15 protein-coding genes are annotated in these 19,050 nt (G+C 73.2%); 11 read left to right on the top strand and 4 right to left on the bottom strand.

Annotation, left to right across the window (positions count from 1 at the left end; all coding sequences use genetic code 11):
• The first annotated feature begins 72 nt into the window (after positions 1-72).
• From BX266_RS13975 to BX266_RS13940, 8 genes are all read left to right on the top strand, one after another.
• A complete protein-coding gene (locus BX266_RS13975) occupies positions 73-1,464 on the top strand; it encodes an ATP-binding protein (protein ID WP_099899843.1) in 1,392 nt (463 codons plus the stop codon).
• Positions 1,457-2,137: a response regulator transcription factor gene (locus tag BX266_RS13970; RefSeq protein WP_099899841.1), complete on the top strand. Its 681-nt coding sequence runs from the start codon at positions 1,457-1,459 to the stop codon at positions 2,135-2,137. The genes BX266_RS13975 and BX266_RS13970 overlap by 8 nt, the downstream gene beginning before the upstream one ends.
• Positions 2,138-2,307: 170 nt before the next feature.
• Positions 2,308-3,600 (top strand): glycosyltransferase 87 family protein, encoded by a 1,293-nt coding sequence (locus BX266_RS13965; RefSeq protein ID WP_180290486.1) that lies wholly within the window; start codon positions 2,308-2,310, stop codon positions 3,598-3,600.
• 75 nt (positions 3,601-3,675) lie between these two features.
• A complete protein-coding gene (locus BX266_RS13960) occupies positions 3,676-4,926 on the top strand; it encodes an acyltransferase (protein ID WP_143686925.1) in 1,251 nt (416 codons plus the stop codon).
• Positions 4,927-5,000: 74 nt separating this feature from the next.
• Entirely contained in the window at positions 5,001-6,248 is a 1,248-nt protein-coding gene (locus tag BX266_RS13955; protein WP_143686924.1) for a glycosyltransferase family 39 protein, read from the top strand.
• 116 nt (positions 6,249-6,364) lie between these two features.
• Entirely contained in the window at positions 6,365-7,789 is a 1,425-nt protein-coding gene (locus BX266_RS13950; RefSeq protein WP_180290485.1) for a glycosyltransferase family 39 protein, read from the top strand.
• Positions 7,790-7,889: 100 nt separating this feature from the next.
• Positions 7,890-10,511 (top strand): DNA helicase PcrA, encoded by a 2,622-nt coding sequence (gene pcrA, locus BX266_RS13945; RefSeq protein WP_099899831.1) that lies wholly within the window; start codon positions 7,890-7,892, stop codon positions 10,509-10,511.
• A gap of 171 nt (positions 10,512-10,682) precedes the next feature.
• The gene (locus BX266_RS13940; RefSeq protein WP_099899829.1) at positions 10,683-11,090 is read left to right on the top strand and encodes a cobalamin B12-binding domain-containing protein; all 408 of its coding nucleotides are present in this window, start codon (positions 10,683-10,685) and stop codon (positions 11,088-11,090) included.
• A 64-nt stretch (positions 11,091-11,154) separates the two neighbouring features.
• Here BX266_RS13940 and BX266_RS13935 read toward each other — a convergent pair whose 3' ends face one another.
• From BX266_RS13935 to BX266_RS13925, 4 genes are all read right to left on the bottom strand, one after another.
• Positions 11,155-12,720, bottom strand: a complete 1,566-nt coding sequence (locus BX266_RS13935; RefSeq protein ID WP_099899827.1) for a DUF5691 domain-containing protein — start codon at positions 12,718-12,720, stop codon at positions 11,155-11,157.
• Positions 12,717-12,860: a hypothetical protein gene (locus BX266_RS38590; RefSeq protein ID WP_180290484.1), complete on the bottom strand. Its 144-nt coding sequence runs from the start codon at positions 12,858-12,860 to the stop codon at positions 12,717-12,719. Before BX266_RS38590 ends, BX266_RS13935 begins: the two co-directional genes overlap by 4 nt.
• A 291-nt stretch (positions 12,861-13,151) precedes the next feature.
• On the bottom strand, positions 13,152-14,333 hold the full coding sequence (locus BX266_RS13930; RefSeq protein ID WP_310794835.1) for an SWIM zinc finger family protein: 1,182 nt from the start codon (positions 14,331-14,333) through the stop codon (positions 13,152-13,154).
• Between the two features lie 173 nt (positions 14,334-14,506).
• A complete protein-coding gene (locus BX266_RS13925) occupies positions 14,507-14,860 on the bottom strand; it encodes a MerR family transcriptional regulator (protein ID WP_099899825.1) in 354 nt (117 codons plus the stop codon).
• Between the two features lie 90 nt (positions 14,861-14,950).
• Here BX266_RS13925 and BX266_RS13920 point away from each other — a divergent pair, with 90 nt between their 5' ends.
• From BX266_RS13920 to BX266_RS13910, 3 genes are all read left to right on the top strand, one after another.
• On the top strand, positions 14,951-15,364 hold the full coding sequence (locus tag BX266_RS13920) for a hypothetical protein (RefSeq protein WP_099899824.1): 414 nt from the start codon (positions 14,951-14,953) through the stop codon (positions 15,362-15,364).
• 147 nt (positions 15,365-15,511) lie between these two features.
• Positions 15,512-16,609, top strand: a complete 1,098-nt coding sequence (locus tag BX266_RS13915) for an AAA family ATPase (protein WP_099899822.1) — start codon at positions 15,512-15,514, stop codon at positions 16,607-16,609.
• Positions 16,567-18,927 (top strand): DUF5682 family protein, encoded by a 2,361-nt coding sequence (locus BX266_RS13910; protein WP_220659703.1) that lies wholly within the window; start codon positions 16,567-16,569, stop codon positions 18,925-18,927. Before BX266_RS13915 ends, BX266_RS13910 begins: the two co-directional genes overlap by 43 nt.
• The last annotated feature ends 123 nt before the right edge of the window (positions 18,928-19,050 follow it).

The following is a 19,050-nucleotide window of genomic DNA, read 5'->3' as shown; positions in this document are numbered from 1 at the left end:
ACTGTCCCTGAGGCGGGAGTAGGGGCGCCACCCTGATGCGCCGCCCGCCCGGCACCTGCCACCATCGGTGCCGTGGCCGTTCCCGAGACCCGAAACCCCGAGCCCGCGCCGACCGACGTGCCGGCCGGCGCACCGCCCTACCGGCGGCTGTACCGCAGCCCGCACGGCCGGATCCTCGGCGGTGTCTGCCAGGGCCTGGCGGTCCACCTCGGCGTGCCGGTCACCTGGGTGCGGCTGGCGTTCATCGTGCTGTTCTTCTCGCAGGGGATCGGCGCCCTGCTGTACGCCGCGTTCTGGGTGGTGGTGCCGCTGGGCATCAACGAGGCCGCCCCCGGCTCGGCGCGCGCCGTGCGACGGGCCGACGGCGGGCCCGCCGACCGCCGCCTCGGGCGGCTGCGCGACCTGCTGGAGCGCACCTTCCACGGCGAGGACGGCGCCCCCGCCACGGCCGGCGGGACCCGGCCCGCGCCGGCCGCCCCGGCCGGCCGGCGGGCCGGCAGCCTGGGGCAGCTGTTCGCGCTGATCGGCCTGGTCATCGGTGTGATGGCGCTGCTGTCCGCGCTCGGCGTGCAGACCGCCAAGCCGTACGTGTGGCCGCTGCTCGCGGTCGGCGTCGGCGTCGCCCTGGTGTGGCGGCAGGCCGACGACTCGCGCTGGCAGAGCTGGTTCGGCCTGGAGCCGGGCAGCCGCAAGGGCGCCTACCTGCGGGTGCTGGCCGGGGTGCTGCTGGTGGTGGCCGGCATCATCGGCTACTTCGTGATGCAGGGCGTCGGCTCGCCGGTCGCGCTGGTCATCGAGTCCTCGCTGGCCGTGGTCGCGGGCGTGCTGGTGCTCGGCGGGCCGTCCGCGCTGCGGCTGTGGCAGGACCTCGGCGCGGAGCGCACCGCCCGCATCCGCGCCCAGGAGCGGGCCGAGATCGCCGCGCACGTGCACGACTCGGTGCTGCACACCCTGACGCTGATCCAGCGCCGCGCCGAGGACCCCAAGGAGGTGCTGCGGCTGGCCCGCGCGCAGGAACGCGAACTGCGCCTGTGGCTGTACCGCCCGGAGGCCGCCGCCGAGGCCGCGCCCGACACCCTGGCCGAGCACCTGCGGGCGATCGTCGCCGAGGTCGAGGACCGGCACGGCGTGCACCTGGAGCTGGTCTGCGTCGGCGACTGCCCGATGGACGAGAAGATCTCCTCGCAGATGCAGGCCGCCAGGGAAGCCATGGTGAACGCCGCCAAGTACGGTGGCGGGGGACCGGTCCAGGTCTACGCGGAGGTGGAGGGGAGGACGGTGTCGGTGTTCGTCCGCGACCACGGCCCCGGCTTCGACCCCGACGACCTCCCCGAGGACCGCATGGGCGTACGCGAATCGATCATCGGCCGGATGCGGCGCAACGGCGGCACCGCGCGGGTGCGACCCGCGCCGGACGGCGGGACCGAGGTCGAACTGGAGATGGAGAGGGCGGCAGATGACTGACGCAGCGTCAGCGGCGGAGGCACCCGGCAGGCGGGCCCGGGTGGTCCTGGTCGACGACCACCGGATGTTCCGCACCGGCGTGCGCGCCGAGATCGGGCGCACCGACGAGACCGGCATCGACGTGGTCGGCGAGGCCGACGACGTCGAGTCCGCGGTCCGGGTGGTCGCCGAGACCCGCCCCGACGTGGTGCTGCTGGACGTCCACCTGCCCGGCGGCGGCGGCGTCGAGGTGCTGCGCCGCTCGGTCGGCGTCGAGGGGGTGCGCTTCCTGGCGCTGTCCGTCTCGGACGCCGCCGAGGACGTGATCGGGGTGATCCGCGGCGGCGCCCGCGGCTACGTCACCAAGACCATCACCGGCGCCGACCTGGTCAACGCGATCTTCCGGATCTCCGACGGCGACGCGGTGTTCTCGCCCCGGCTGGCCGGCTTCGTGCTGGACGCGTTCGCCGCCACCGACACCCCGCCGGTGGACGAGGACCTCGACCGGCTGACCCAGCGCGAGCGCGAGGTGCTGCGGCTGATCGCCCGCGGCTACGCGTACAAGGAGATCGCCAAGCAGCTGTTCATCTCGGTGAAGACGGTGGAGAGCCACGTCTCCGCGGTGCTGCGCAAGCTGCAGCTGTCCAACCGGCACGAGCTGACCCGCTGGGCCACGGCGCGCCGCCTGGTCTGAGGGTTGCCGCGCCCGGACGGGTCGTGAACTGACGATGGGTGAGATGAGGCGCGGTCGTGTGCAGATACTATGTGCACGGCTGCACCGAATCCGGCAGCCTGTGTCTGAGATGGCACCGACTCGGCATGTTGATGCCCGCTGCCTTGATCGTCTTTCCCGGACGGAGCATCATGCCCACCTCCTCGGCCGATACCGATGCCGGTGCCGCGTCGCCCTCTCCGGAGGCGGCGGCCCAGGCTGCGGCAACGGTGTCGGCCCGGTCCTCGCTCTGGCGGGTCGAGTCCTGGAACATCCGGGTGGCCGCCCCGCTGGGTGTCTGGGCCTGCACCCGGCTTCTGATGATCATGATGGTGTTCTCGACGCACGAGAACGCCAACGGCGAGGTGCACCACCTCTACGAGAAGTGGGCACGGATCCTGGAGCACGGGTCCTTCCCGGTCAGTGACGTCACCTGGCAGTACCCCCCGGGCGCGGCCGGGGTGATACTCGCGCCGACGCTGGTGCCCGGCGTGAACTACGTCCAGGGCTTCATCCTGGTCACCCTCGTCGCCGATGCCCTGGTCCTCGCGGCGCTGGTTCGCACCGGCGCCCGGCCCGGCCGCAGGATGGGCGGGGCCTGGGTGTGGACATTGATGCTCCCGCTCATGCAGTTCATCCCGTACGCGCGCTACGACGTGATCGTGACGATGTTCGCCGTGCTCGGCCTGCTCTGCCTGCAGCGCGGCGGCTGGCTCGGCGGAGGTCTGGCGGCGGTCGGTGCGATGATCAAGGTCTGGCCTGCTTTCGCGGTGTTCGGAGCTCCCCGAGGTAAGGACGCGAAGTCGATCGTCCTCGGCTTCCTGGCTTCGGCCCTGGCGCTCACGGCCGTGATGTCCTTCTTCTTCACCGGCGGCTTCGCCTTCCTGAAGGGGCAGGGGCACCGCGGAGTGGAGTTCGAGTCGCTCGGCGGCAGTGCGCTGCTGGCGGCCCGGCTGTTCGGCTACCCGGGAGAGGTCACCTACCGCTACGGCTCGTTCGAGTACGTCGGCCCGCACGTGGGAGTCGTCGGCAAGGCACTGGTCGCGCTGACCGTTCTGGGATTTGCCTGGTTGATGCTCTGGCGGCTCAAGGCCCGGGCCTTCTCGCCGTCGACTCCGGCTGACGCGGCACTGGCGGCGACGCTGGTCTTCGTCGCGACGAGCCGGGTCATCAGCCCGCAGTACCTGATCTGGCTGGCCGGCCTGGGTGCGGTCTGCCTCACCTACCGGCAGACCACCCAGCGTCCGGTGGTCGGCATCCTGCTCGTCGCCACCGCGCTGACCACGGTGGAGTACCCGTTCTTCTGGGAGAAGGTCGTCGCCGGGCACGCCGGATTCACCGTCGTGCTCATTCTCCGCAACGCCGTGCTGGTGGTCGCCACGGTGCTCTCGTGCGTGCGGCTGTGGCGGTCGACCGTCCCGTCCCGCCGATCGGGCGACTGCTAGGGTATGCCCGCCCGGGGCCGCTGCGGGTGGTTCCCCCGTTCCCGTGACAGTTCGTCGTGAGAGAAAGTTTCTACCGTGAGTCAACTCATCACCCGCCTCGGCCTGGGAGGGCCGGCGGAGGGCCCGGCGACAGCTCCGGCCGCACCGACGACGATCCGACGCCCGCGGCTGTACGCGCTCGACGGACTTCGACTGGTTGCCGCGGTGACGGCGATGACCTGGCACTACACGGGGTTCCAGCGGTTCACTGACGTGTGGGAGGGCAAGCCGGGCGTGCTGATGCCCGCGCTCCACAAATTCAGTGTCTACGGCTGGATCGGCGTTCCCTTCTTCTTCATCATCAGCGGTTTCGTCATCTGCATGTCCGCGTGGGGCAGGTCGCCCGGCGAATTCATGGTTTCCCGGGTGACCCGACTGTTCCCGGCCTACTGGCTGGCCGTCTTCATGACCGGGACGCTGCTGATTCTCGCCCGCCCCACCTGGGTCGACAAGGTCAAGTCGCTGTCCTACACCGACATATTGACCAACCTGACGATGATGCAGGACGGAATTGCCGGCCGGGACATCGACGGCGTTTATTGGACGCTGTACATCGAGCTCCGGTTCTACGTCCTCTTCGGTCTGATGATGGCCCTCGGGGCACTGACCTACCGAAAGGCCGTCGCGTTCTGCGGCCTGTGGCTCTTCTTCTCCGCCATTGCGTCCAACGCGGACATCCCGCTGCTGCAGATCATGCTCTTCCCCCAGTGGGCCCCGTACTTCATCGCCGGCATGGCGATGTACCTGATCTACCGGTTCGGGTCCAATCTGCTGCTCTGGTGCATCATCGCCTTCGCTTGGCTGCTCGCCCAGCACCAGCTCCAGCCGGTGCTGAGGAACTACAGCGCGGACGCTCAGGAGAAGCTCTCCTTCACCGTCACCCTGGCCCTCATCACGCTCGCGTTCGGCGCCATGATCGCGGTGGCGATGGGATGGCTGGACCGGATCCAGTGGAAGTGGCTGACCGTTGCCGGCGCCCTGACCTACCCGGTCTACCTGGTGCACCAGGAGATCGGCTGGTGGGTGATCCACGAGTTGCACGCGCAGGTCAACGCCTACGTGCTCGTCGTCTCGCTGATCGCGGCGATGCTGGTCCTGGCGTATCTGATCCACCGGCTGGTCGAGCGACCGGTCTCCAAGCGGCTGAAGCGCGGGCTGGACAGCGCGTTGCGGGACATCCGGGCCGGCGGCGGACGCCAGCGGCACCAACCTTCCGGGGCCGGGTCCGGCGCGCACGCCGAGTCCGTGTCCGAGGAGCGGGCCGCGACCGCGGAACTGCAGCCGTGACGGGAACCGTCGGTACCTTCTGACGGCCTGCGGGCAGCGCACGACATTCGATCACGAGCACCTTTGGAGTAGCAGTGGCCACCCAGCTTGCCGAGTCACGCGCTCGCGCCCGGAAGGCCAGGGGGCCGGGGCGACGACTGCTGGGTCGGGGGCGTACCCGCCTGGTGCCGGCAGTCCGCAACGCCGCTCCGGCGTTGCTGGGTTACACCGCCGTGCGCGCGGTCGGGGTGCTGATCGTGCTGCTCTGGGACCATCCGCACGGCGGGAGCGCCCTGCACCGGCTCGCCACGATGTGGGACTCGTACTGGTACCAGGACATCGCCAGCCACGGTTACTCCGGTTCGAAGCCCCTTCCGGGGCCGCACGGGCCGTACCAGGCCTATGCCTTCTTCCCGGTCTACCCGGCACTGATCCGGCTGGTCCACCTTGTCCTGCCGCTCTCGGTGCCCCAGGCGGCCCTGCTGATCGCCTGGGCGGCGTCCCTGGTCGCGGCCTGGGGAATCTTCGCGGTGGCCGCGCACCTGTACGGCCGTCGGACGGGTGTCATCGCTGCGGTGCTGTGGGGTGTCCTGCCGTACGCGGTCGTCGAGAGCCTGGCCTACTCGGAGCTGGTGTTCACCGCCTTCACCGCTTGGGCGATGTACGCGGCGGTCAGCAGGCGCTGGATCTGGGCAGCGGCTCTCAGCGTCCTGGCCGGGCTGACCCGCCCGACCGCGGTCGCGGTCGCCGGGGCGATCAGCATCTCCGCTCTGGTGGCCTTGGTCGCCGAGTGGCGACGGGCCCGCAGGGGGACGCTTCCGGAATCCGGGCGCACGGCCCCCTGGAGGCTCCTGCTGGCCGCGGCCCTCGCGCCGATCGGCTTCGTGGGATTCGTCCTGTGGGTCGGCTGGAAGAAGCACAGCCTGACCGGGTACTTCAAGGTGCAGGAAGCGTGGGACTCGCACTTCGACTTCGGCCGCTCGACCCTCGACTACCTGCGTGTCATCTTCGGGACCGCCAACACGCTCTGGATGCCCGATGTGGTCGTGACGGGCACCTTGGCGGCGGCCGTGATGCTCTTCGTCCTCTCGGCGTTGCAGCGCCAGCCGCTGCCGCTGGTGCTGCTGAGCTTCTTCATTCTCGTGCTCGCCATCGGTGACGCTGCCTACTTCAACTCGCGCGCCCGTTTCCTCCTCCCCGCCATCGGGCTTCTGCTGCCGATGGCGAGCGTCCTGGCCAAGGTGCGTACCCGGGGCGCCGTTCCGGTTGTCCTGTCGTTCGCCGCGGTCTGGTCGGGGATCTTCGGCGGCTACCTTGTGTTCGTCTACACCAATTCACCATGAGTCGAGGGCCTGAAGAGATGACCACCAGCTCCGCAAAGGCCGGTGTCGCCGCGTCCGTCGGAAGTTCGGAACCGGAAGCCGGACGACCGGGTCCCACTGGCGCGCGGTGGCGCGCGGTGGCGGCCCGCACGTTCTGGATATGGGCGGCGCTCCTGACCCTCGCACTCGGGGTGCGCCGAAGCTGGCGTCCCGAGCTGTGGCGTGACGAGCTCGCCACCTGGAGTGCGGCCAGCCGCAGCACCGGCGAGCTCTTCGACCTCCTGCACCACGTCGACGCCGTCTCGGGCACCTACTACCTGATGATGCACGGGTGGGTCTCGGTGTTCGGCGACTCCCCCACCTCCCTGCGGCTGCCCTCGGCCATCGCCATGGCGGCCACGGCGGTGTTCGTCTCCCTGATCGGGCGCAAGCTGTTCGGAGTGCGGACCGGTCTGGTCGCCGGCCTCCTCTTCGCGGTGCTCCCGAGTGTGTCGCGGTTCGCGCAGGAGGCCCGTTCGTACGCCTTCGCCGTGCTCGCGGTCGCGGCGGCGACCTGGTTCCTGCTGCGTGCCCTGGAGCGGCCCACCCTCGCGCGGTGGTGGCCGTACACGGTGAGCATCGCGGCGGCAGGCCTGTTCCACATGGTGTCGCTGTCCGTCCTGTTCCCGCACGCGGTCGTCGTGGTCATGCGCTGGCGGCAGCAACGCGGGCGCAGGTTGCTGATCGGCTTCCCGGCCGCCGTCCTGGCCGGTCTGCTGCCGGTGGTGCCGCTGGTCGTGATCGGCCGTCGGCAGGTCGGCCGCCAGATCTCCTGGTTGAAGGCGCCCAACCTGCAGGACTTCGTCTGGAACTGGCACGGCCTGTTCCAGTCCGCGCTGGTGAGCATCTGTGTGGTCGCGCTCGCGGCCCTGCCGGCGGCCTGGCCCAAGGGTCGGCGGCCCGCGGTGGAGATCGGACTGATGGCTGTCCTGCCGTTCGTCCTGGTCTGGTTCGTCTCGCAGGGGCAGACCTCGTACTTCATCGACCGGTACCTGCTCTTCACCGCTCCCGCCTGGGCGGTGGTGGCCGGTGCGGGTCTGACCGCGCTGCGGCCGCGGGCGCTCGTGGTGATCGGCCTGGTCGGCACCGCCCTGCTCGGTTTCCAGGACCAGCAGCACCTGAGGCTCAGGACCGCGCACGAGTGGTCCGACGAGAAGGGCGCGGCCCGGATCATCGCGCAGGACTACCGGCCGGGTGACGGTGTGGTGCCGGTACGCGGGAACGACCGGTTCATGATGCTGGACTTCGCGCTGGACTACTACCTGCCGGAGAAGGTTCAGCTCAAGGACGTGTTCGTGGCGAAGACGCCGGTCCAGAACGACGACCTCTTCGCCGTCGAATGCCCGCAGCCGGCCAGTTGCGCGGAGGGGGTCGACCGCGTCTGGGTCGTCACGTACGGCACTCCGGACGACCCGTACAAGAACCTGCCCGCCGCGGAGGTGCAGGTCCTCACGACGCAGTTCACCAGGCAGTCCGTCCAGCACGTCCAGGGGCTCACGGTGTCCTTGCTGAAGCGCCACTAGCCGCCTCTCCCGATCGGGGACGGGTGCGGTGCGAGCGGTCGATCGGACCGATGCGGTCGCGGCCGGGGATGTCGGTGGCGGGCCATAGACTCGAAGGGCCATGACTAGCCTCTTCGATGACCTCCCGCTCCCCGGCTTCGAGCGTCCTGCCGTCGGGTCGAGCCGCCGCCCCGAGGCGGCGCAGCCGCTCCCGACGCAGTGGTCGGAGGAGGCCCCGCCCGCGGACGAACCGTACGACGACGGCGTGCCGTTCGACCCGGGGTACGGCGCCGAGGAGGACATCCCCGACGGGCTGTTCGCCACCGACCACGCCGCCGAGACCGAGCGGGACGCCTGGTACCGCAACGGCTCCGCCCGCACCGTGGTCGACCCGGCGCAGCTGCTGGAGGGCATGAACGACCCGCAGCGCGAGGCCGTGCTGCACCACGGCTCGCCGCTGCTGATCGTGGCCGGCGCCGGCTCCGGGAAGACCCGGGTGCTCACCCACCGGATCGCGTACCTGCTGGCCGCGCGGGACGTGCAGCCCGGCGAGATCCTGGCGATCACCTTCACCAACAAGGCCGCCGGCGAGATGCGCGAACGCGTCGAGGCGCTGGTCGGCCCGCGCGCCAAGGCGATGTGGGTGTCCACCTTCCACAGCGCGTGCGTGCGCATCCTGCGCCGCGAGGCCAAGCTGCTCGGGATGAACTCCAGCTTCTCGATCTACGACTCGGCGGACTCGCAGCGCCTGATGGCGCTCTGCTGCCGGGACCTGGACCTCGACCCGAAGCAGTTCCCGCCGAAGTCGTTCACCGCGAAGGTCAGCAACCTCAAGAACGAGCTGATCGACGAGGAGACCTACGCCGACCAGGCCGCCAACCCGATGGAGAAGAAGCTCGCCGAGGCGTACTTCCTCTACCAGCGGCGGCTGCGGGAGGCCAACGCCCTCGACTTCGACGACATCATCATGACCACCGTCAACCTGCTGCAGGCGTTCCCGGACGTCGCCGAGCACTACCGGCGCCGGTTCCGGCACATCCTGGTCGACGAGTACCAGGACACCAACCACGCCCAGTACACGCTGGTCCGCGAGCTGTCCGGCGGCTCCGCCGCGCACGCCCCGCGGATGACCGCGGACGGCGACTTCGTGAACCCGGCGGACGCCCGGCTGGCCCAGATCGCGCCCGCCGAGCTGTGCGTGGTCGGCGACGCCGACCAGTCGATCTACGCCTTCCGCGGGGCGACCATCCGCAACATCCTCCAGTTCGAGGAGGACTACCCGAACGCGACGACGATCCTGCTGGAGCAGAACTACCGCTCCACGCAGACCATCCTGACCGCCGCGAACTCGGTCATCGAGCGCAACACCAACCGCCGCAAGAAGAACCTGTGGACGGCCGGCGACCAGGGCGAGCAGGTGGTCGGCTACGTCGCCGACGACGAGCACGGCGAGGCCCAGTTCATCGCCGACGAGATCGACCGGCTCACCGACGCCGGCCACGCCCGCCCCGGCGACGTGGCGATCTTCTACCGCACCAACGCGCAGTCCCGGGTCTTCGAGGAGGTGTTCATCCGGGTCGGCCTGCCCTACAAGGTGGTCGGCGGCGTGCGCTTCTACGAGCGCAAGGAGGTCAAGGACGTCCTCGCCTACCTGCGGGTGCTCTCCAACCCGGAGGACACCGTGCCGCTGCGCCGGATCCTCAACGTGCCCAAGCGCGGCATCGGCGAGCGCGCCGAGGCCATGATCGACGCGCTGTCCTCCCGCGAGCGGATCTCCTTCGCGCAGGCGCTGAACCGGGTCGACGAGGCGTACGGCATGGCGGCGCGCTCGGCCAACGCGGTGAAGAAGTTCAACGAGCTGCTGGCGGGCCTGCGCCAGGTCGTCGAGTCCGGGGCCGGCCCGGCCGCGGTGCTGGAGGCGGTGCTGGAGGAGACCGGGTACCTCGCCGAACTCCAGGCCTCCACCGACCCGCAGGACGAGACCCGGGTGGAGAACCTGCAGGAGCTCGCCTCGGTCGCCCTCGAGTACGAGAAGGACCCGGGGGAGCGCCCCGAGGGCGACGAGGGCCCGCCGGTCGGCTCGCTCGCCGACTTCCTGGAGCGGGTCGCGCTGGTCGCGGACTCCGACCAGATCCCGGATGACGAGGACGGGGCCGGGGTGATCACGATGATGACCCTGCACACCGCCAAGGGCCTGGAGTTTCCGGTCGTCTTCCTCACCGGCATGGAGGACGGGATCTTCCCGCACATGCGGGCGCTCAACCAGGTCAAGGAACTGGAGGAGGAGCGGCGGCTCGCCTACGTCGGCCTCACCCGGGCCCGGCAGCGGCTCTACCTGACCCGCTCGGTGCTGCGCAGCGCCTGGGGCCAGCCCTCCTACAACCCGGCCTCGCGGTTCCTGGAGGAGATCCCCGACACCCTGATCCAGTGGAAGCGCACCGGCGCGGCGGCCGTCCCGGCCTCCCGCGGCTACTCGTCCTCCTCGGGCTCGTCCGGCGGTCGCGGCTCCGGGCTGTCGGCGGCCGCGTCGCCGAAGGCCGGCTGGGGCAAGTCGGCGCGCACCATGGTCGACCGGGAGGTGGTCGCGCTGGCGGTCGGCGACCGGGTCAGCCACGACAGCTTCGGCCTCGGCACGGTGGTCGCCACCCAGGGCGTCGGCGACAAGGCCCGCGCCACGGTCGACTTCGGCACCGCGGGCCGGAAGGAACTGCTGCTGCGCTACGCCCCCGTCGAGAAGCTGTAGCCGCCGGTCGGGAGGGGAGGGGCTGTGATATTCCCCTCCTCTTGACCGGCGGAAACGGTCGGCGGCGCGGACTGGCGCTAACCTCCCCTCAGATCTGTTAGAAGTGGTTAACACCTCGCCCGTGCGAACAAGTCGGCCCGGGTGGTGGACGACGTGGTCCAGGAGGCAGTGATGGTGGTGTCGGGGCCGATCCGAGTGGTGGTCGCCAAGCCCGGGCTGGACGGGCACGACCGGGGGGCGAAGGTCATCGCGCGGGCGCTGCGCGACGCCGGCATGGAGGTCATCTACACCGGCCTCCACCAGACTCCCGAGCAGATCGTCGACACGGCGATCCAGGAGGACGCGGACGGCATCGGCCTGTCCATCCTGTCCGGCGCGCACATGACGCTGTGCGCCAAGGTGATCGAACTGCTCAAGGAGCGCGACGCCGCCGACATCAAGGTGTTCTGCGGCGGGATCATCCCGGACGCCGACATCACCGAGCTGAAGGCCCTCGGCGTCGCGGACATCTTCACCCCCGGCACCTCCACCCAGGACGTCGTCTCCTGGGTCGAGGCGAACCTCCGCGCGGCCGGCTGAGCCGCGCCGCCACCAGCTGGGCCGCAGGGGCCCCGGGGACGCTCCCCGGGGCCCCTGCGGCGTGTCAGGGCTGCAGTTCGGCGAGCATCGCCTGGCGGAAGCGCAGGGTGCCCGCCAGCCGGGTGAAGGTGTCGGCCCAGGCGGTGTCCGGGGAGGTGTCGGCGGCCAGCGCCTCGACGGCGGGCGCGGTCTCCGGGGCGAGCGCGCGTTCGGTCATGCCGAGGACGCCGCTGTGGCTCCACGGGTAGGAGCCGAGCTCGGCGGCCCGCTTGAGGGCGGCCACCACGGCGGTGGACAGCGGCGGCGTCCACGGGGTGGCGCAGGCGCCGAGCAACTGGAAGGCGTCGCCGAGACCGTGGGTCTGGACGAACGCGGCCGTCCAGGCGGCGCGTTCGGCGGCCGGCAGCACCGCGAGCAGCTTGGCGGGCGCACCCGGGGTGCGGGTGTCGCGGCCGGGGCGCGGCGGGGCGCCGAGCAGGGCGCGGGCCCAGGCGACGTCCTGCTGGCGGACCGCGGCCCGGGCCCACGCCTCGCGCAGGTCCTCGGCCCATTCGGCGCCGCCGCCGTCGGCCGCGTCGACGGTGGGCAGCGCGAGCAGCCGCTCGGGGGTCAGGCCGGTCCCGGACGTCCACAGCGAGAGCGGCGCCGCGGCCAGCACCTCGCCCAGCCACCAGGCGCGTTCGCCGCGCCCGGTGGGCGACTTGACGGGTATTCCGTCGCGCTGCATGGCGGCGTCGCAGGCGGTGGGCGGGGTGACGTGCAGCCGGTCGCCGTCGAGGCGGACGGCGGCGCGGGCACGGGCCGCCATCCGGTCGGCGAGGGCGGAGCCGGGCAGCGTGGAGAGCAGTTCCGCGGCGGTGGCCCGGACGTTCTTGGAGCGGTCGCCGAGCGCCGCCTCCAGGAACTCCTGGTCGGCCAGCGACAGCCCGTCCTGGAGGGAGTCCAGGAACAGCACCCGGTCCTCGGCGCGTTCGGTGGCCCAGGTGGAGACCAGCAGGGCCAGCCCGGCCGCCGGGTCGGTCCGCCGCAGCCTGGTCAGGTGGGTCACCCGCTCCGCGAACAGGCCCTCCTGCCACAGCAGTTCGGACGGCTGGTGGAGGGCGTCGTGGTCCGCGGCGGTGCGGGTGACGTACTTCCAGTCCGGGTTGTGCGGGGCGAGCCAGCGGCCCAGCGGGCCGGCCAGCGTGACGGCGTCGGCGCGCAGTTCGGAGCGGGCCCGGGCGGTGTCCAGCAGCGTCGGCACCAGCGCCGGCGGCAGCCGGTAGCCGTGCGCGCGGGCGGCGGTCAGCCACTGCGGCAGGAGTTCCGCGAGGTTGGCGGTGCTGCCGTGGCCGCCGCGGGTGCCGAGCAGCACGGCCAGCCGGCGGGCGGCGGGCTCCGGCAGTACCGGCCGCGGGTCGTCGGCGGCGGGCGCGGGCGTCTCCACGGCGGGGCCGGGCAGCGCGCCGGCCCGGCGGCGGACCGCGGTGAGCGCGGCCAGGTCGAGCAGCGCGGTGGCCGGGTCGGTGCGGTCGACGGCCGCGGCGAGCGGCGTCCGCGGCTCGGGCAGCGGCCGGCGGTCGGTGCCGAGCAGGGCGCTGCTCTGCAGGTCGGCCCAGCCGTCGGCGGGGGCGAGCACGGGGGCGGTCATGCCCGCTCCCCGTTCGGCCGGGGGGCGTCGGCGCGGCGGTGGCGGCGGCCCCAGCCGCTGGCGGTGGCGGCGCGGCGGGCGGCGTGGTGCAGGGCGATGCGACGGACGGCGGCGCGCTGCCGGGTGCGGGTGCGGGTCATGGGGTTCCTCCGGGATGACGGGTCGTCAGCGGGCGCCGGGGAGCGCCGGGGACCGGTCGGGATGTGCGGGGCGGTACGGGCGGTACGGGGTGGACGGGGCGCTCGGTGATGCGCGGTCGGTCGGACCGGGCGTGGCGGGCAGGTCGGACGGTGCGGCGGCCGCGGTGGCGTGTTCGTCGGACGGTGCGGTCTTCTTGGCGCAGCCGGCGCGGTGCGGTCGGCCCAGGGCGTCGGTGCAGGGCGTCGGTGCGGGCCGCGCGGCCGGTCCGGTGCGGGTGGGCGGCGGCGGGGTCAGCCGAGGGCGACGGGCCGGTGCTCGGCGTCCCAGGCGGTGACCGGGGTGAAGCCGGCGTGGCCGCACTCGCCGAACAGGGTGACGGGGTGTCCGGCGGAGACCGCGGCCAGCCGCCACAGCGCCGGGTCGGGCAGCGCGCCGCGGCGCACCGGCAGGGTGTGCCGGCCGTCGGTGAGCTGCCAGCCGTCGGGCGTGCGGACCGGGACCACGGCGGTGAGGACGGTCGGCCAGCTCTCCAGCCACGGGTCCTCGGCGACGGCGGCGCCGTACTCGGCGAGCGCCTCGGCGGGGGAGAGGCCGGCGGGCGGGGCGACCGGGCCCGGCTCGGGGTTGCCGTACCGGGTGCCGAGGACGGCGCGCAGCGGGCGGGACCCGGGGTGGTAGGCCAGGTCGGCCTCCAGCAGCCGGCCGACCGGCAGCGCCAGGTCCGGGGCCTGGCCGGGCCGCCCGAAGGCCAGCAGCAGGGCCGGGCGGCCGGTCTTCGCGCCGCGCAGCCAGACCCGGCGGGTGGTGAGCCGCTCGTCGGCGGTGTCGCGGCTGCCGAGCACCTGCCACCTGTCCCGGACGGTGGGCCCGGCGAGCAGCTCGGCGGTGTCGGTGGTGAAGCCGACCCTGGTGCGGACGGTGGCGGCGAGCGGCTCCGGCAGGGTGTCGATCCGGCCGTAGGCGCCGGCCAGCAGGTGCAGCATCGCGTACTCCTCCAGCAGTTCCTCCTGCGGGCGCTCCGCCAGCGCCCGGACCCGGCCGGCCAGGCCGGGGGCCTGGGCGTCGACCATGCGGGCGGCGACCTCTTCCCAGGCGCCGGCCGGCAGCGGGTCGGCGAGGCCGCGGCGGACCCCGTCGGCGAGCCGCAGCCGCAGGTCCCGGGCGCCGGCGGCGACCCGGGCGGAGCGCTTCTCGGCCCGCTTCCTGGCCGCCTCCGGGTCCGCGTCGGCGGCCTTGGCCTGCTGCTTGGCGGCCCGGTCGGCGACGGCCTGGCTGCGGCCGTTCAGCCACTCGGACACCCAGTCCGGCGGCTCGGCCGCGGCGGTGACGGCCTCCGGCCCGCCGGCCCACAGCAGGAGCAGGCCGAGGGCGTGCTTGCACGGGAACTTCCGGCTCGGGCAGCTGCACTTGTACGCGGGCGTGCCCAGTTCGACGGCCGTCCGGTACGGGGTGCTGCCGCTGCCCTTGCACAGGCCCCACAGCGCGCCCTGCCCCGTGCCGGTCGCACTCTACGGGCCGGGGCCGGAGAGCTTGCCCGCGGCCTTCAGGGAGGCCGGGTCGGGCGCCAGCGAAAGGACGTGTTCGGTGCTCCAGCGTTCCTCCATGTGCTCGACGCTAGGAGGGCCCACTGACAGTTGAGGGTCGGTCAGGCCGGGGCCAGCGGACACCCGGTGCCGGCCCGCTCGGCCAGTTCGGCGCGCAGCGCGGCGAGGTCCGCCATCCGCGCGTCGATCAGCGCGATCTTCTCCCGGAACAGCTCGGACAGCCGTTCGGCGGCGTCCGGCGCGGCGCTCAACTCCTCGCCGGTGCGGGCGATCTCGGCGAGCGAGAAGCCGAGCGCCTGCGCGGTGCGGACGTACCGCAGCCAGGGCACCGCCTCGGGCGGGAAGTCCCGGTAGCCGTTGGGCAGCCGGCGGGCGGTGAGCAGCCCAGTGCGCTCGTAGAACCGCGCGGTGTCGCGGCTGATGCCGGCCTGTGCGGCGAGTTCCCCGATGCGCATCCGCCCGCTCCTTCCGGTGACTTGACCTTGGACCGTACTCCACCGTTGAGCATGGGCGGGTCCCGCCGTGCGATCCCGAGGAGCCCGCCGATGAACCGCTACGCCCGCCTGGTCCGCGCCAGCGCCTGGTACGACCTGCTGGTCACCGCCCCGTTCGCCACCCCGTGGACGTACGCGCTCGCGCACCGCGCGCTGTCCGCCGTCAGCGGCGCGCTGGGCCTGGGGGAACTGCCCCCGCAGGAGCCGATGCTGACGCTGTTCGCCAACCTGATGGGCTCGGTGGTGGTGGTCTGGTCGCTGCTGCGGCTGCTGCGCCCGCTGCCGGTGCACGGCCTGTACGACGGGGCGGCCAGGGTGCTGTTCGCCTGCTGGCAGGCCTATGCGCTGGCGCACGGCGCGACCGGGGTGCTGTGGGGCTTCCTGGCGGTGGAGACGGCCTTCGGCGCCGCCCAGTTGTGGCCCTGGCGGGCGGGCGCCAAGCGGGTCGCGCCGCTCGGGAACTGACGGACCGGCATTGTCGGTGGCGGGGTGCAGAGTAGTACCTGCACGGCCCGAACGGGAGAACGTTCCCGCAGGTCAGAGCCGTGCGACCGCTTTCTTCGCGCCCTTTTCGCGCAGCGTTCTGACGACCCGTGACGAACGGAGCAGCCGATGACCACCGAGACGACCAGCGAGGTCCTGCGGCAGCACGCCGAGGACGCCTTCGCCGAGGAGCTGGCCGCCCTCGCCCGGCACGACGACCGGCCCCGCCCGGAGCGCTGGCGGCTCTCGCCGTGGGCGGTCGCCACCTACCTGCTGGGCGGCGAGCTCGCCGACGGCACCGTGATCACCCCGAAGTACATCGGGCCGCGCCGGGTGATCGAGGTCGCCGTCACCACCCTGGCCACCGACCGGGCGCTGCTGCTGCTCGGCGTGCCCGGCACCGCCAAGACCTGGGTGTCCGAGCACCTGGCGGCCGCGATCTCCGGCGACTCCACCCTGCTGGTGCAGGGCACCGCGGGCACCCCCGAGGAGGCCGTCCGGTACGGCTGGAACTACGCCCAACTCCTCGCCCACGGCCCGAGCGAGGACGCCCTGGTGCCCTCCCCGCTGATGCGCGCGATGCGCAACGGGCAGCTCGCCCGGGTCGAGGAGCTCACCCGCATCCCGGCCGACGTGCAGGACAGCCTGATCACCATCCTGTCCGAGAAGACCCTGCCGGTGCCCGAGCTGGGCTCCGAGGTGCAGGCGGTGCGCGGGTTCAACGTGATCGCCACCGCCAACGACCGCGACCGCGGCGTCAACGAGCTCTCCTCCGCGCTGCGCCGCCGCTTCAACACGGTGGTGCTGCCGCTGCCGGCCACCCTGGAGGAGGAGGTGGAGATCGTCTCCCGCCGGGTCGGCCAGCTCGGCCGCTCCCTCGACCTGCCCGAACTCCCGGGCGGCGCCGAGGAGATCCGCCGCGTGGTCACCGTCTTCCGCGAGCTGCGGGCCGGCCTGACCGCCGACGGCCGGACGAAGGTGAAGACCCCCAGCGGCACCCTGTCCACCGCCGAGGCGATCTCGGTGGTCACCAACGGCCTCGCGCTGGCCACCCACTTCGGCGACGGCGTGCTCCGCGCGGGCGACGTCGCGGACGGCATCGTCGGCGCGGTGGTCCGCGACCCGGTCGCCGACCGGCAGGTGTGGCGGGAGTACGTGGAGGGCGTGGTCCGCGACCGCGACGGCTGGAAGGACTTCTACCGGGCCGCCCGGGAGGTCTCCGCGTGAGTGCCGAGGTGACGCTGCTCGGGGTGCGCCACCACGGCCCCGGCTCGGCCCGCGCGGTGGCCGCCGCACTGGCCGCCCTGCGGCCCGACGCGGTGCTGATCGAAGGCCCGCCGGAGGCCGACGAGCTGGTGGCGCTGGCCGCCGAGAAGGACATGACGCCGCCGGTCGCGCTGCTCGCCCACGTGGCGGACGACCCGGCCCGGGCCGCGTTCTGGCCGTTCGCCGAGTTCTCCCCCGAGTGGGTGGCGCTGCGGCACGCCGCGGACGCCGGCGTCCCGGTCCGCTTCATCGACCTGCCGGCGGGCCACAGCCTCACGCTCGGGCCGCGCGGCACGGATCCGGATGCAACCTCCGGGACTGACGGCGCATCAGAACAGGGGGAGGGGTCGGGAGTGCCGGGGGGCACTTTCGGACCCGCCCCCGTCGACCCGATCGCCGAACTCGCCGCCGCGGCCGGGTACGGCGACCCGGAGGCCTGGTGGGAGGACGTGGTCGAGCACCGCGGCCCCGCCGCCGACCCGCTCGCCCCCTTCGAGGCGCTCGCCGAGGCGATGACGGCGCTGCGCGAGCACCACCCCGCCGAGCGGCGCGACGAGATCCGCGAGGCCGCCATGCGGCAGCAGATCCGCGCCGCCCGCCGGGCCGGCCACCGGCGGATCGCCGTGGTCTGCGGCGCCTGGCACGTGCCCGCGCTGGCCGCCATGCCGACTGTCGCGCACGACCGGGCGCTGCTCGCCGAACTCCCCAAGAAGGCGAAGACCGAGCTCACCTGGGTGCCCTGGACGCACCGCCGGCTCTCCCAGCACACCGGCTACGGCGCGGGGATCGACTCGCCCGGCTGGTACCACCACCTGTTCACCACCGCCGATCGGCCGGTCACCCGCTGGATGACCAAGGTCGCCGCCCTGCTCCGCGCCGAGGACCACCCGGTCTCCTCCGCGCACGTCATCGAAGCGGTCCGGCTCGCCGAGACCCTGGCCGTCGTCCGCGGCCGCCCGCTGCCCGGCCTCACCGAGACCCTGGACGCGGTGCGCGCCGTGATGTGCGACGGCTCCGACCTCGCCCTCGCCCTGGTGCGCGACCGCCTGGTGGTCGGCGATGCGCTCGGCGAGGTCCCCGACAGCGCGCCCGCCGTGCCGCTGCAGCGCGACCTGACCCGGCTGCAGCGCAGCCTGCGGCTCAAGCCGGAGGCCGCGAGCCGCGAACTCGTCCTCGACCTGCGCAAGGACCTGGACGCGGAACGCTCCCGGCTGCTGCACCGGCTCCGGCTGCTCGGCCTGCACTGGGGCCGGCCGGTCCGCGACAGCGTCAACTCCACCGGCACCTTCCGCGAGACCTGGCAGCTCGCCTGGGAACCCGAGTTCTCGGTCCGCCTGGTGGAGGCCGGCCAGTGGGGCACCACCGTGCGGGGCGCCGCCACCGGCAAGGCGATCGGCGACGCCGCCACGGCCGAACTCACCGAACTCACCGCCCTCGCCGAGCACTGCCTGCTCGCCGCCCTGCCCGACGCCCTGCCCGAGGTGATGCGGCTGCTCGCCGACCGCGCCGCCCTCGACACCGACGCCGGGCACCTCGCCACCGCCCTCCCCGCCCTGGTCCGCACCCTGCGCTACGGCGACGTCCGGGACACCGACACCAGCGCCCTCACCGCCGTCGCCCACGGCCTCGCCGAACGCCTCTGCGTCGCCCTCCCCGCCGCCAGCACCGGCCTGGACGCCGACGGCGCGCGCAGTCGCCGCACCGAACTGGACGCCGTGCACCAGGCGGTCGCCCTGCTCGGCGGCGACACCGCCGAACGCTGGGCCGGGACGCTCGCGGCCCTCGCCGCCCGCGAGCCGCACGGCGGCCCCGCGACGGGCGTGCCCGGCCTGCTCCGCGGCCGGGCGGTGCGGCTGCTGCTCGACGACGGCCGGCTCGACGCGGAGGAGGCCGGGCGCCGGCTCGGACTGGTGCTCTCCACCGCCTCCGAACCGGCCGACGCCGGCGGCTGGGTCGAGGGGTTCCTCTCCGGCGGCGGGGCGCTGCTGCTGCACGACCCGACGCTGCTCGGCCTGCTCGACGAATGGCTCTGCCGGGTCTCCGGCGACACCTTCACCGACCTGCTGCCGGTCCTGCGCCGCACCTTCTCCTCCCTGGAGACGGGCGTCCGCCACACCATCGGCTCCCGGGTCGCCACCGGCTCGCTCGGGCCGGTCGCGCAGCAGGCCGATGCACCGCTGGACGAGGAACGCGCCGACGCCGCCACCCCGGTGCTGGCCCTGCTGCTGGGGATCCCGGGTCCGCGGATCCCCCGGCAGGCGGACCGCCGCGCGAGCTGAACGGCCCGTGGGGTCCGGTCCCGCGGCGCCCCGGTCCTCGCTGTCCTTCCTCCCGCTTCGCGCCGTTCCCCGCGCCCCGGTCGGGGCGCCCGCTACAAGGAGTCGATTTCAGGTGACTGTTCG

The organism is Streptomyces sp. TLI_171 (assembly GCF_003610255.1).
Classification (GTDB): domain Bacteria; phylum Actinomycetota; class Actinomycetes; order Streptomycetales; family Streptomycetaceae; genus Kitasatospora.
Note: the sequence above shows the minus strand (reverse complement) of the source record. Positions and strands in the feature narration are given on the sequence as shown.

What these genes read in the sequence shown, in the direction of transcription:
- BX266_RS13970 (WP_099899841.1), top strand. Translation starts at nt 1,457, where the DNA reads ATGACTGACGCAGCGTCAGCGGCGGAGGCACCCGGCAGGCGGGCCCGG.
- BX266_RS13965 (WP_180290486.1), top strand. Translation starts at nt 2,308, where the DNA reads ATGCCCACCTCCTCGGCCGATACCGATGCCGGTGCCGCGTCGCCCTCT.
- pcrA (WP_099899831.1), top strand. Translation starts at nt 7,890, where the DNA reads ATGACTAGCCTCTTCGATGACCTCCCGCTCCCCGGCTTCGAGCGTCCT.
- BX266_RS13940 (WP_099899829.1), top strand. Translation starts at nt 10,683, where the DNA reads ATGGTGGTGTCGGGGCCGATCCGAGTGGTGGTCGCCAAGCCCGGGCTG.
- BX266_RS13935 (WP_099899827.1), bottom strand. Translation starts at nt 12,720, where the DNA reads ATGACCGCCCCCGTGCTCGCCCCCGCCGACGGCTGGGCCGACCTGCAG.
- BX266_RS38590 (WP_180290484.1), bottom strand. Translation starts at nt 12,860, where the DNA reads ATGACCCGCACCCGCACCCGGCAGCGCGCCGCCGTCCGTCGCATCGCC.
- BX266_RS13925 (WP_099899825.1), bottom strand. Translation starts at nt 14,860, where the DNA reads ATGCGCATCGGGGAACTCGCCGCACAGGCCGGCATCAGCCGCGACACC.
- BX266_RS13920 (WP_099899824.1), top strand. Translation starts at nt 14,951, where the DNA reads ATGAACCGCTACGCCCGCCTGGTCCGCGCCAGCGCCTGGTACGACCTG.
- BX266_RS13915 (WP_099899822.1), top strand. Translation starts at nt 15,512, where the DNA reads ATGACCACCGAGACGACCAGCGAGGTCCTGCGGCAGCACGCCGAGGAC.